This window comes from Mycobacterium sp. (assembly GCF_032159565.1).
Lineage (GTDB): Bacteria > Actinomycetota > Actinomycetes > Mycobacteriales > Mycobacteriaceae > Mycobacterium.
Genome location: NZ_JAVHWR010000070.1, coordinates 24,514 through 35,980 on the forward strand (window position 1 = coordinate 24,514; position 11,467 = coordinate 35,980).

Below are 11,467 nucleotides of genomic sequence, written 5' to 3' on the forward strand. Positions count from 1 at the left end.
ACAATAGGACGCGAGGAAGCCATGGGCGACAAAGACGTTGACTCCATCGACAAGGGCGAGGCCACGAAGTGGGACCCGACCTTCACCGAGCAGGTGAACAACACCATCGGACCGCTGATCAAGCGGTACTTCCGCGCCGAGGTGGACGGAATGGACGCCGTGCCTGCCGCAGGCGGTGTGCTGATCGTGTCGAACCACTCGGGCGGCATGTTCACACCTGACGTCCTCGTGCTCGCCCCCGCGTTCTACAACAAGTTCGGCTTCGACCGGCCGCTCTACACGCTCGGTCACTACGGGATCTTCATCGGGCCAATGGCGGGGTGGTTACGCCGCGTCGGCGTCATCGAGGCGAACCGGGAGAACGCCGCGAAGGCATTGCGATCCGGAGCGGTTGTGCTGGTGTTTCCCGGCGGCGACTATGACTCCTACCGGCCCTCCTTCGAGAACAAGATCGACTTCGCCGGCAGGACCGGCTACGTGCGGACGGCGATCGAATCGGGTGTACCGATCGTGCCGGTGGTGTCGATCGGCGGTCAGGAAGGGCAGTTATTCATCACTCGCGGCAACTGGTTGGCCAAGCGATTGGGCTTGGAACGCTTTCGAGCCGAGATTCTGCCGGTGAGTTTCGGCTTCCCGTTCGGCTTCAGTGTGTTCTTCCCGCCCAACGTCCCGCTGCCCACCAAGATCGTCACGCGGGTGTTGGACCCCATCGACGTGGTGAAGGAGTTCGGCGAGGAGGCCGACGTCGATGAGGTCGACGCTCATGTCCGTCAGGTGATGCAGACCGCGCTCGACAAGCTGGCCAAGAAGCGCCGCTTCCCGATACTGGGCTAACTCACCGCCTTCGCAGGCGCCATCGCCGTGCCGACGGTGCTGAGCTCCTCGGGAAGCCCTGCGGCGAGGCGGATTTCGGCCAGGCCGTGAACCATCGCGTCCGTCGCTTCGTGTATATCGTCGAACGTACGGTCGTCGGAGAGTATCGAGATGTCCACCTGGTCAACGTAACTCCAGACGGTCATGTTGAATGCGCTGCCCGGCGACAGAATTCCGATCGAGTAGATCTCGTTGACCGGGGCGCCGCCGATGTGTCCGCGTTCGCGGGGCCCGGGCACGTTGGACACCGCGACGTTCATGATGCTGTTGTGGGCGGCGCGCTTGGACTGCCACCGGAACAACGCTGGCGCGAACGACGGTGGCAGGTATTGCATCAGCTTGCCCTGCAGTTCCGGTCCCATCAGTTCGTAGTTCTCCTTTGCGCGCGACGCCGCAACCGACGTCAGCCGCACCCGCTCGAGCGGATCGTCGATGTGCACGGGAAGCGACACCGACAACCCGCCGATTTCATTGCCGGTGACCCGATCCGTCGACCTGTCGGTGGCCACCGGAACCGACGCCAGGATCGGCCGGTCGGCGCGACCGTCGTAGCGCAGCAACAGTTCTCGCAATCCTCCTGCAGCCATTGCCAACACGATGTCGTTGAACGTCACGCCGAGGTGTTTGGCCGTCTCCTTGACCTCGGCCAGCGACAGCGACGCCGTCCCGAAGGTCCGAACGGGGGAGATGACGTGGTTGAGAAATGTCGGCGGCGCCTTGAACAACTTCGCCATCTCAGGATGATCGCCGTGCTCGCGCGACCGCCGCCGGACTCGAGCGAACCCGCGGACGGCGTCGCGCATCAGGCCGGGCAGCGCCGCGACGTTCTGGACGTGGTCACGCCCTGCGCTCTGCAGCAGCTCGGCCCGGGTCGGCAGGGCGCACGTGGTGTAGTCGTCGCGCTCGTCCTGCGCCGACCCGGCGAGATCCATCAGCCGGGCGAGGAGATTGGCCGACGCGACTCCGTCGGCCAAGGTGTGGTGCACCTTGCCGATCAACGCGAAGCGGTCATCGGCCATCCCTTCGGCGAAGTGAAATTCCCACAGGGGCCGGTCGCGGTCCAGCGGAGTACTGGCGATCTCGCCGATGACCTGATCGAGTTCGCGGCGACCGCCTGGGCTGGGCACCTGTACCCGACGCAGGTGGTAGCCCAGGTCGACCTCGCAGTTCTCCATCCACATCGGGTGGTGCATCTTGGCCGGGATGTTGACGAGCCGGTAGCGAAGCGGGTCGAGCAGATGCAGGCGACGCTGGATTGTCCGGCGGAACACATCGAAGGTGAAGTCGCCGTCGTACTGCGCGGCATTGATGACCGCCACCTTAAGGGTGTGCGTATGCACGTTGGGCGTCTCGCTGTAGAGCAACATGGCGTCCATGCCGTTGAGTCGCTTCACGCCCCACCCCGTTCCGCCGTCGAACGACATCCATGCAACCACCCGGGTGGCCGCGGGTCGGCCGGTTTCGGTGAGTCAGTGGCTCCAGCCCTCGGCGGCCTGCTCATCGTAGGTGCGGTCGATGCGCTCGAACCGCCTTCGGATGGAGTCGCGCGAGGCGCGGTGGGGCAGGATGTACAGCCGATTGGCGACGACGGCGTCGGCCGTAAGGCGTGCCACGTCTTCCACGTTGAGCACGCTGTCGTCGCTCGTGGTGGTCGCTGTCTGCAGGTCCTGAACGGTCTCCTGCGTCTGCTCGCTTCTAGTGCCGTAGTCGCCGCTTCTGATGCGTTCGGAATTGGCGATCAGTGGGGTGTCGACGATCATCGGGCAGAGCACCGAGACCCCGATGCCCGCGCCCTTCAGTTCGCGCGCCAGGCCCTCGGCGAGCGCGACGACGCCGAATTTGGCGACGGAGTACGGCCCGAGTCCGGCGTTGCCGACCATGCCCGCGAACGACGACGTGAACATGATGTGGCGGTCGCCGCCCTGCTCGATGAGGCGCGGCAAGAACGCCTCGACGCCGTGAATCGGGCCCCACAGGTCGACGTCGATGACCCAGCGCCAGTCGCCGTGGGTGACGTCGGAGATCGGGCCGGCGTAGGCGATGCCTGCGTTGTTGAACACCAGGTTCACCCCACCGAGCAGCCGGAACGCTTCGTCGGCGAGGCGCTCGACGGAATCCAGTTTGGTGACGTCGCAGGTCACGCCGTGCGCTTCTGCACCGCCGGACCGCAGTTGCTCAACGGCTTGGTCGAGCGCGGACTGATCGATGTCGGCCAGCACGACGCGTGCGCCGCGGCGGGTGAACTCCTGCGCGCAGGCAAAACCGATGCCGCTCGCACCGCCGGTGATTACCGCTGCGCGGCCCTCGAATGTCTCCACGCCGCGAACACTATCCGGCGAGGCCAATTGCCGGGCTCCTCAAACGCGGCGCCGCGCCGCTTGATCGTCGCCCGGCTAGACTAATTGCCCGGCTTCTCAACGCGGCGCCGCGCCGCTTGATCGTCGCCCGGCTAGGCCCTGTGGGATCGACAGCTCCGCAAGTGTCACGAGTGGTGGCTACTTGAGGCAGCTGCCACCGTCTATCGGCAGCGTCACGCCGGTGACGTAACGGGCCTCGTCGGAGGCCAGGAACAGCACGGCGTTCGCGATGTCCTCCGGCTCCACCCAGCCGATCGGCAGCGTATGCATGAGCTGTCCGACCACCTTCATGTCGTCGGGGCCCGGGTTCTCCAGGTCCGGCCGGAACAGCTTCATGGTGCCGTCGTTCATGAACAGTGGGGTGTTCACGTTCGTCGGGTGCACGGAGTTGACCCGGATGTTCTGCGCGCCGAGTTCGACTGCGAACGTCCGCATCAAGCCCACTACACCGTGTTTGGCGGCCACATAGTGACCGGTGTGCGGGTAGGCCTTCAGGCCGCCGACCGAGCTGGTCAGGATGATCGACCCGCCGCGGCCGCCCGCAAGGATATGCGGCACACCGGCTTTCACCGTCTTCCACACACCGCCGAGGTTGACGTCGATCATGTCGGTCCAGTCACCCTCGCTGGTCTTGTCCAGGGTCGCGCCGCCGTTACCGATGCCGGCGTTGGCGACGATGATGTCGAGCCGGCCCAGCTGCTCTACGCCCGAGTCCACCGCGGCCTTCAACGCATCGAAGTCGCGGGTGTCGACCTCGGCGGTGTAGATGCGGCGGTTGAGTCCTTTGACCAGATCGGCGGTTTCGGCTAAGTCCTCCGGGGTGGAGAGCGGAATTTGCACGCTGTCGATCTGCTTACAGATGTCGACGGCGATGATGTCTGCACCCTCCTGCGCCAGCCGCACCGCGTGCGCACGGCCCTGGCCACGGGCTGCGCCGGTGATGAATGCGACCTTGCCTTCAACACGTCCAGTCATTGTCAAACCTCGATTCGTAGATAGTGGAACGCATTTCACGTGATAACAGCCGGCATGGAGTCCCAGCCGCGGACAGTCGATGTGGGGGAGAGCGTTGCGTTGGCCATGTCGACTTCCCATTCAGGAAACCGCTTGAGGATCTCCTCGAGTGCGACGCGACCCTCGAGGCGGGCAAGCGCCGAGCCGAGGCAGTAGTGCGTGCCGACGCTGAAGGAAAGGTGCTGACGTGCTTCGCGATGGATGTCGAAAACGTCGCCGTCGGGTGGGAACTCACGATGATCGCGGACCGCCGCGCCGATCAGCATCATCATCACGCTGCCTTCGGGCACCGTCTGGTCGTGGATCTCGACGTCGCGGGTCACGTAGCGCGCGACGTGCGGCGCGGGCGGTTCGAAGCGCAGCAGCTCCTCGATCGCCTGCGGGATCAGCGTCGGGTTCTCGGCGAGTTCGCGGCGCTGGCCGGGGTGCTCGGCCAAAACCTTTCCCGCCCAGCCGATCAGCCGTGTGGTGGTCTCGTTGCCCGCGCCCGCCACCACGTTGAGGTACGTCAGTAGTTCCTGGCGCGTCAGGTTACGAGTAGAGCCCGTCTCGTCGACGAACTCCGCATTGAGGAGTTCGGTCATGATGTCGTCCGACGGATGCTCGGCGCGCCAGTCGATGTAGGTCTCGAACAGTTCGCCGAGCACCATGGCGCCGCCGTCCTCGTGTTTCATCGGCTTGCCGGCCTCGGTGCGCAACTGCGCGTTGGCGTGGTCGCGGATCATCTCCTGGTCACCCTCGGGGATTCCCAGCAATGCGCTGATCACCTTCATCGGCATCTGGGCGCCCAGGTCGGCGACGAAGTCGAAGCGCTTCGCCCCCATCAACGGGTCGAGGCTCTGCGCGCAGTAGTCCCGGATCACCGGCTCGAGTGCGTTGATCTTGCGCGGCGTGAACATCCTCGCCAGCAGTTTGCGGTGGATGTCGTGGATCGGCGGATCCTCGAAAATGACCGTGCCGGGCGGAATCTCGATGTTGGCTTTGATCAGTTCGATGATCGCGCCACGCGCCGAGCTGAATGTTTCGTGGTCCACCAGTGCCTTGTTCACGTCGGCGAAGCGGCTGACCGCATAGAAGTCGTGCTGCGCGTTGTAGTACAGCGGCGCTTCCTCCCGGAGCCGACGGAACGTCGGGTAGGGATCGGCGTTGATGCCGACGTCGTAGGGGTCGAAGTAGACGTCGCTGATGGGAGCTTCGGTGAGGCTGGCGGTCACAGAGTCGCCTTTCGCAGAGACCAGGGCGGCATAAGACAGATGAACGGCAACTGTCTCACAAACCTTGTCACCAGCGTCGCACCGGTGTCAATGGGACGATACTTTTTCGCAATTTATACTCTCCGCTTAGCAGAACGGCCTTCTCTTGTTGCCGGCGGCTCACGTCGCGACCCTCAGCAAGGCCTCCTGGCTGTAGGAGGCGACGAGAACGCCGCGCTCAGTCAGGACATCCCCGCGGCCGAAGCAGCGCCCGTGTGCCAGCAGCGGGCTGTGCTGGCGCAACAGCAACCATTCGTCGGTGCGGAACGGCCGGTGAAACCACAGTGTGTGAGTGGTGACGGCCGAGGTGAACTGCGTGCCGTTGCCGCGTTGACCCAAACCGTCCATCGGCCGCAATGCAGTGCCGATCAAGGTGAGGTCGGTCGCATACGCCGCGAGCGCGGGCGCCAGTGCGGGGTCGACATCCGGTGTGCGCATCCAAAACTCGAACTGCGGCGGACCGGTGCCGGTGGCGCTGAGGTCGTCGACGGCACGGGTTTCCCACGGGATGAGGTCAAGTGCGAGCCGGTGTTCGGCGCCGAGGACCGGCGGAACCTCGTCCACCTCCTGGTGTTCGGGCCCGTCCTCAACGACATGCATGCAGATCGAACTGGTGGCGAGCACACGGGTGCGTTCTTCGCTCCCGCGTCCGCGGTGCTGGGCTGCCGCCCGGTGACCGTCAGCGTCGCAAAGGAGCGGCCCTTGTGGTGGCGGATCGCCTCGTAGGTGACCGGCTCGTCGGCGCGTCCCTCTCGGGCGAAGACCGTATGCAGTGACTTCACAGCCTTGCCGGGGCACGTCAGGCGGGCGGCCTGGATGAGTTGCCGAGCAGCTGACCGCCGAACAGCCGGTGATATTCGAGCTGCTGATTGCGGCCCTCGAAGACGGCAGCCTGGGTGGCCTCACCGTTGCTACCGGGCGACGACCGTTCGAGCGCAAGACACTCCAGCAGATCGATCCACAGATCGGGCACAGCGTTTAGTGTAAGCCGAATTCTTCGGAGAAGAGAACGTAATTCTCAGCTAGGCGGCGAAGCCCTGAGAGCAGAAGTCCCAGACCTCGTCGGCGGAGATCGGATGGCCCGCCTCGTCGTCGATGTCGCCGGTGGACTGCGCCGCGTTGAACATCACGGTCTGCATCGTCATGGCCGCCATCCGCTTCGGATTGATGCCGGCCCGCAGTTTGCCTGCGCCCGCGGCATCCTGCATCAGCTCCGTGAGCAGGGCGAGCAGTGGCGCGTGCGCGATCTTGACCTCGGACGGATGCGATACCAGCAGGCGCGGCGCGAAATCGGTGAACAGTGGCCGTTGCGCCGTGGGGTCCGGCCGCGAGGACTCGAACAGCAGCTGGATTGCTACCTTCAGCCGTTCCATCGGATCGTCGTGGTTCGCGGTGGCTGCGCGGATCTGGTCCGCTGAGCGGCTCAGCGCGTCCTCGAACAGCGCGAGTAGAAGCTCGTGCTTACCGTCAAACTGCAGGTAGAAGCTTCGCAGCGACTGGCGGGAGCGATCAACGACCTCCTGCACGGTGAAGTCGGTGCTGCCCTTTTCGATGATGATGGCTTGGGCGGCGTCGAGGAATCGCTGGACTCGTTGTCCGGCCCGGAGCTTCGCTGTCTTGATCGACCGTTCGACCGCGCGCTGCTTCCAGGCGGGTTCTTCGCTGGGGGTTGTCACCGGCGGCTCGGATGCTTGCCGATTGGTGAGAACATGAACTGACTGTACCGGAGAGCGCCTTGGCATTGCGGTCCTCGACCCCCTCGCGGCCAACGTGTCGGAGATTGTAACTTTCTCACTATGAGAATAGTATTCTCATTTCATTCATGATGGAAGTCCTTGCATTTACTGCGGACCGGCTGGGAGTGCCGTGCAGCTGACCTTTGACGCCGACGTCGAGGCGTTCCGGGCCGAATTCGTCCAGTTCCTCGAGCGGAATTTGCCGTGGCAGGCTGAAGCGCTCGACCGGTCGTGGTCGAGTAGCCACGTTCCGGAGTGGGCCCGCCGCTGGCAGCGGCTGATGTTCGACAACGGCTGGCTCGTCCCTGGCAACGCGCCCGAATTCGGTGGCCGCAACGCGACCATCCTGCAGCAATACGTGTATCAACTGGAGCTCTCGCGACGGCGGGTGTACCAGACCTACAACCCACAGGGTGTCGGCATTATTGCCGCGTCGCTGATCTCGTACGGCACCACCGAGCAGCAGCGGACGTGGGCCGTGCCGATCCTGCGGGCGGAGATGACGGCGTCGCTCGGGATGAGCGAACCGGGGGCGGGCTCGGATCTGGCATCGCTGCGGACAAGGGCCGTTCGCGCCACCGATTCGTCTGGCGACCATTTCGTGGTCAACGGACAGAAGGTGTGGACGTCCGGCGCACACGACGCCGATGTGTTGTTGGCGTTCGTGCGAACTGACACTGATGCCCCACGACACAATGGCATCAGCGCGTTCATGATTCCCACCGACCTGCCCGGCGTGGTGCGCAGACCGTTCGCCTCGGTGTGCGACGAGAACGACCTCGACTTCAACGAGGTGTTCTTCAACGATGCACGAGTGCCCGCCGAGAATCTCGTCGGCCCCCTCAACGAGGGCTGGCGAGTCGCCAACGGGTCGCTCGGCCATGAGCGAAACATGTTGTGGCTCAGCTATGCCGATCGGCTGCAGGAGCTGGTCGAGGACTACCCCTGCCGGACGCGACTGGACCGGGACAACTACGCCAAACTGGTGATGGACAACCAGGCGCTGCGGTTACTCGGTTCGAAGGCGCTGTCGCGTGCCGCCCGCGGCGACGAGGATGCCGGGGCACTGTCCGTGCTGAAGCTGTTCGGTTCCGAGGCGTCGCAGATGGCCGCCGAATACGCGATGTCGACCATTGGGCCCGAGGCGCTCGTGCACCCGGCCGTCTCCGGCCCGTACTCGCCGTTTCACCTCGACCTCTACCGGGCCGGATGGTTCGAGCGATACATCCGGTCGTTCGGCGGCACCATCGCCGGTGGCACCTCCGAAATCCAGCGCAACATCGTCGCCCAGCGACTGCTCGGGCTGCCCCGCAACTAGGTCCCTGCGACTAAGCGGACTCACCTTGTACATCGCTACGAGGTCAGCGATCGCATTGCGACGATCACGCTCAACCGGCCGGAGGCGGCCAACGCCCAGAACCCGCTACTGCTCGACGAACTCGACGCGGCAGCGCGCGAGCTGGGGGCACCTCCCGCACCGCGAGCTGGGGGACCTCCCGCTTGCGGGGGAGCGTGTCTGCGCACCGACACGCCGGGATTCTCCAGCATGCCGCGCCCGCTCACGCCGCACGAGCGCGACGTATTTGATCGCTAGCTGTGCCGGTCGAGACCGTCGTACTCGTGCGCAGGCGATGTTCGGGTCAGGCGAAGCGTCGATGACGGCGCTCTGTGCACGGACAGCCATGCGCGAGCGCGCGCAGATGTTCATGAATTGCGGCGTGTCGGCGAGCAGACACGCACGCTCGCGGGGCAAAGATGCCCCCAGATCGCGGGGCAAAGGTGTCCCCAGAACGAGGGAGCGGCTAGAGGGTGGCGAGGCGTGGTGCTGAGCCGCGGGCCCGCAGCCCGGCTCCCGCCTTGCGGGTGAGCTCCTTTGAGCTGCCGAGCAATCCGTCAAGCACGAGGACCCGCTTCACGTGATGGTGCAGGTCGTGCTCGGCGGTGAAGCCGATGCCGCCGAGCACCTGCTGGCAGTGTCTGGCCGCGGTTAGCGCGGCCTTGCCCGCGGCGGCCTTGGCCAGCAGTGCGGTCAGGTCCGGGTTGTCTTCACCGGGCAGGCTCAGCGTCGCCTCGGCACCTTCGATGGCCACCAGCGTCTCGGCCAACCGGTGCCGGACCGCCTGGAACGACGCGATGGGCTTACCGAACTGCACGCGGTCCAGCGCATGTTGACGGGCCAGGCTGAGCATCGCCCTTGCCGACCCGACCAGCCACCAGCCCACCGCCAGACGGGCCTCGGCCACCCGGATCGGGTAGCCCTCCTCCTCGCGGCGTAGCGGCAGACCGCCGAGTGCCGTGCCGGTGCCGCCGGTGCGGTCCCACACCACCCAGGAGTTGCCGGCATACGGCAGGGGCAATTCCACCGTGGCGCCGATCTCGTTGCCCGTCGCGTGCAATACGACGTCGACGAGAACCGAAGCGTGCGAAGCTGTTTCGCCGAGCAGCCGGAAAACCAGCGGCACCGCCACGTCGGCCATTTCGGACAGCATCTCGGCCCAGCCCAGTTCGGTCAGCGCAGCGTCGAGTTCAACTCCTGAGTTCGACAGCATGGTCCTGCGCAGTCCGTCTTCGAGGAGGTCGAGTTCAGAATCCGCAGCCACGATCACTCCTTCCCGAGGTTCAGCAGGCGGAGGGCGATGATGTTGCGCTGCACTTCTGAGGTGCCGCCGTAGATGGTGGCCGCACGCGAATACAGGTACTCGGTGCGCCATGGCGTGTCATCGAGTTCGATGGCGCCAGGTAGCAGATCGCGTGCGGTGTCATAGAGGCGCTGTTCGGCGCCTGCGAGCAATACCTTGTCGATCGAGGTGTCCGGACCCAACTTCTGGCCGTCCTCGAGGCGGTGCTGGGTGGCCCGGGATCGACAACGCAGCGTGTGCAGAGCCAGGTACGCCTCGCCCATGTCCGAATCCACGGCTTGGCCAAAGCCTTTCACCTCGCCGATCAGCGCGTCGAAACGCGAGTAGAGGTACGCGATTCGCTGCCAGAAGCAGGTCGAGCGTTCGTAGGGCAGCAGGTCCATCGCCAGCCGCCAGCCGTCACCGGGCTGCCCGAGCATACGGTCGGCCGGCACCACGACGTCGTCGAAGTACACCTCGCAGAACTCGTCGACGTCGTGCATGGTGCGTAGCGGGCGCACGGTGACTCCCGGCGAGTCCAGGTCGACAAAGAACGCGGTGATGGCTTCGTAATTCGCGGTGCCCGGCGCACCGGTCCTGGTAAGCAGGACGCAGCGAGTCGCGTATTGCGCGAAGCTGGTCCATACCTTCTGGCCGTTGATGACCCAGCTCTCGCCGCGGTGCTCGGCGCGCGTCGTCAAGGACGCGAGATCGCTGCCGGAGCCGGGTTCAGAGAAACCCTGGCACCACGACTCCTGGCCGGATAGCAGCCTGGGCACCATCTCGGCGGCCAGCTCCGGCCCCGCGTAGTCGATCATGGTCGGGGCCAGCACGTCGAGCATCGAATACGGTCCGGGATGGTCGATTCCGCGGCCGACGATCTCCTCGCCGACGATCGCGCGCAGGATGTCGGGCCCTCCGAGTCCGCCCGCCGACTCCGGCCATCCGTATCGCATCCAACCCGCGCCGTACAGCGCCTTGAGCACACGAAGATGCTGCGCCTGGTGCGCATCGAGAGACTCCTCACCCCGAGGGGGAGTCAGATCGTTCTCGTCGAGCCAGGCCTGTAGCGCCGTGCGGAATGCGGCAGGTTCGAACAGATCAGTCATCCAGCCTCCGGAGCCGCCCGGCCTGCGACATCGGCCTCTGGCCTTCCGATCGCGTGTGGGCGACCGGAGTCGTGGTCGCCGCTGCGCCGGATGAACGTCATGGCACGGGTTTTCAGCCGCCACCCGTCGTCGGTCCGCACGTAGGTGTCGTTGTAGTAGCCGATGCGCATGTCGTGTTTGGAATGCTCGATGAAGCACAGCGGCTGGGTGCCGGTCGCCTTGTCGGGCTCGTCGGCGTCGAGGTGTACCAGCGATGTGCCCGTCATGAACAGGCCCTTGGGTGCAGCGTCGACGAGTTCGGGGAAGCGGGCCAGCGTGTAGGTGGAGCCGAACGCGCTGTAGGTGCCGTCCGGGGTGAATACCGAAGTCAAGCCGTCGATATCGCCCTGGGTGATGGTGACTGCGTACTTGGCTAGCAGCTGCTGGATTTCGACGAGGTCCTCAGTCCTTGTTGACTGTGTCATTCTTGAAAACCTTTCCGCCCTTCATGACGAAGTTGACGTTACG

General features: G+C 65.1%; 12 protein-coding genes and 2 pseudogenes. 3 read left to right on the forward strand and 11 right to left on the reverse strand.

Features of this window, described 5'->3' with window-relative positions; all coding sequences use genetic code 11:
- Nucleotides 1-21 precede the first annotated feature (21 nt).
- On the forward strand, nucleotides 22-834 hold the full coding sequence (locus QOC76_RS08585) for a lysophospholipid acyltransferase family protein (protein ID WP_526356199.1): 813 nt from the start codon (nucleotides 22-24) through the stop codon (nucleotides 832-834).
- Here QOC76_RS08585 and QOC76_RS08590 read toward each other — a convergent pair.
- From QOC76_RS08590 to QOC76_RS08625, 8 genes and pseudogenes are all read right to left on the reverse strand, one after another.
- Entirely contained in the window at nucleotides 831-2,267 is a 1,437-nt protein-coding gene (locus QOC76_RS08590; RefSeq protein WP_526356225.1) for a WS/DGAT/MGAT family O-acyltransferase, read from the reverse strand. The genes QOC76_RS08585 and QOC76_RS08590 overlap by 4 nt on opposite strands.
- A gap of 75 nt (nucleotides 2,268-2,342) precedes the next feature.
- Nucleotides 2,343-3,191 carry an SDR family NAD(P)-dependent oxidoreductase gene (locus QOC76_RS08595; RefSeq protein ID WP_526356201.1) on the reverse strand — a complete coding sequence of 283 codons (849 nt, stop codon included), beginning with the start codon at nucleotides 3,189-3,191 and terminating at the stop codon, nucleotides 2,343-2,345.
- 177 nt (nucleotides 3,192-3,368) lie between these two features.
- Nucleotides 3,369-4,205, reverse strand: coding sequence for a mycofactocin-coupled SDR family oxidoreductase (locus tag QOC76_RS08600; RefSeq protein WP_526356203.1), 837 nt, complete (start codon nucleotides 4,203-4,205; stop codon nucleotides 3,369-3,371).
- A 35-nt stretch (nucleotides 4,206-4,240) separates the two neighbouring features.
- Nucleotides 4,241-5,458 (reverse strand): cytochrome P450, encoded by a 1,218-nt coding sequence (locus QOC76_RS08605; RefSeq protein WP_526356207.1) that lies wholly within the window; start codon nucleotides 5,456-5,458, stop codon nucleotides 4,241-4,243.
- Between the two features lie 159 nt (nucleotides 5,459-5,617).
- Complete coding sequence (locus tag QOC76_RS08610; protein ID WP_526356209.1) at nucleotides 5,618-6,097, reverse strand: acyl-CoA thioesterase; 480 nt, start codon at nucleotides 6,095-6,097, stop codon at nucleotides 5,618-5,620.
- A 119-nt stretch (nucleotides 6,098-6,216) separates the two neighbouring features.
- A pseudogene (locus QOC76_RS08615) lies at nucleotides 6,217-6,279 on the reverse strand (hypothetical protein); the annotation flags it as partial.
- Nucleotides 6,280-6,296: 17 nt separating this feature from the next.
- Nucleotides 6,297-6,470: a hypothetical protein gene (locus QOC76_RS08620; protein ID WP_526356211.1), complete on the reverse strand. Its 174-nt coding sequence runs from the start codon at nucleotides 6,468-6,470 to the stop codon at nucleotides 6,297-6,299.
- A 49-nt stretch (nucleotides 6,471-6,519) separates the two neighbouring features.
- Nucleotides 6,520-7,239 carry a TetR/AcrR family transcriptional regulator gene (locus QOC76_RS08625; protein ID WP_526356213.1) on the reverse strand — a complete coding sequence of 240 codons (720 nt, stop codon included), beginning with the start codon at nucleotides 7,237-7,239 and terminating at the stop codon, nucleotides 6,520-6,522.
- A gap of 124 nt (nucleotides 7,240-7,363) precedes the next feature.
- Between QOC76_RS08625 and QOC76_RS08630 the strand changes: the two genes are divergently transcribed.
- Together QOC76_RS08630 and QOC76_RS08635 are read left to right on the forward strand one after the other, a co-directional pair.
- Nucleotides 7,364-8,551, forward strand: a complete 1,188-nt coding sequence (locus tag QOC76_RS08630) for an acyl-CoA dehydrogenase family protein (RefSeq protein WP_526356215.1) — start codon at nucleotides 7,364-7,366, stop codon at nucleotides 8,549-8,551.
- 54 nt (nucleotides 8,552-8,605) lie between these two features.
- Nucleotides 8,606-8,683, forward strand: a pseudogene (locus tag QOC76_RS08635) (enoyl-CoA hydratase); the annotation flags it as partial.
- Between the two features lie 352 nt (nucleotides 8,684-9,035).
- Here the strand turns inward: QOC76_RS08635 and QOC76_RS08640 are convergent.
- From QOC76_RS08640 to QOC76_RS08650, 3 genes are read right to left on the reverse strand one after another with little or no spacing between them, the layout of a single operon-like run.
- Nucleotides 9,036-9,782: an acyl-CoA dehydrogenase family protein gene (locus tag QOC76_RS08640; protein ID WP_526356227.1), complete on the reverse strand. Its 747-nt coding sequence runs from the start codon at nucleotides 9,780-9,782 to the stop codon at nucleotides 9,036-9,038.
- A 53-nt stretch (nucleotides 9,783-9,835) separates the two neighbouring features.
- The gene (locus tag QOC76_RS08645) at nucleotides 9,836-10,960 is read right to left on the reverse strand and encodes an acyl-CoA dehydrogenase family protein (protein WP_526356217.1); all 1,125 of its coding nucleotides are present in this window, start codon (nucleotides 10,958-10,960) and stop codon (nucleotides 9,836-9,838) included.
- Entirely contained in the window at nucleotides 10,957-11,424 is a 468-nt protein-coding gene (locus QOC76_RS08650) for a nuclear transport factor 2 family protein (RefSeq protein WP_526356219.1), read from the reverse strand. The genes QOC76_RS08645 and QOC76_RS08650 overlap by 4 nt, the downstream gene beginning before the upstream one ends.
- Between the last annotated feature and the right edge of the window lie 43 nt (nucleotides 11,425-11,467).

Excerpts from the sequence above, each read along its gene's own strand:
- QOC76_RS08600 (WP_526356203.1), bottom strand. The coding sequence starts at position 4,205 with ATGACTGGACGTGTTGAAGGCAAGGTCGCATTCATCACCGGCGCAGCC.
- QOC76_RS08585 (WP_526356199.1), top strand. The coding sequence starts at position 22 with ATGGGCGACAAAGACGTTGACTCCATCGACAAGGGCGAGGCCACGAAG.
- QOC76_RS08625 (WP_526356213.1), bottom strand. The coding sequence starts at position 7,239 with ATGCCAAGGCGCTCTCCGGTACAGTCAGTTCATGTTCTCACCAATCGG.
- QOC76_RS08640 (WP_526356227.1), bottom strand. The coding sequence starts at position 9,782 with ATGCTGTCGAACTCAGGAGTTGAACTCGACGCTGCGCTGACCGAACTG.
- QOC76_RS08645 (WP_526356217.1), bottom strand. The coding sequence starts at position 10,960 with ATGACTGATCTGTTCGAACCTGCCGCATTCCGCACGGCGCTACAGGCC.
- QOC76_RS08610 (WP_526356209.1), bottom strand. The coding sequence starts at position 6,097 with ATGCATGTCGTTGAGGACGGGCCCGAACACCAGGAGGTGGACGAGGTT.
- QOC76_RS08650 (WP_526356219.1), bottom strand. The coding sequence starts at position 11,424 with ATGACACAGTCAACAAGGACTGAGGACCTCGTCGAAATCCAGCAGCTG.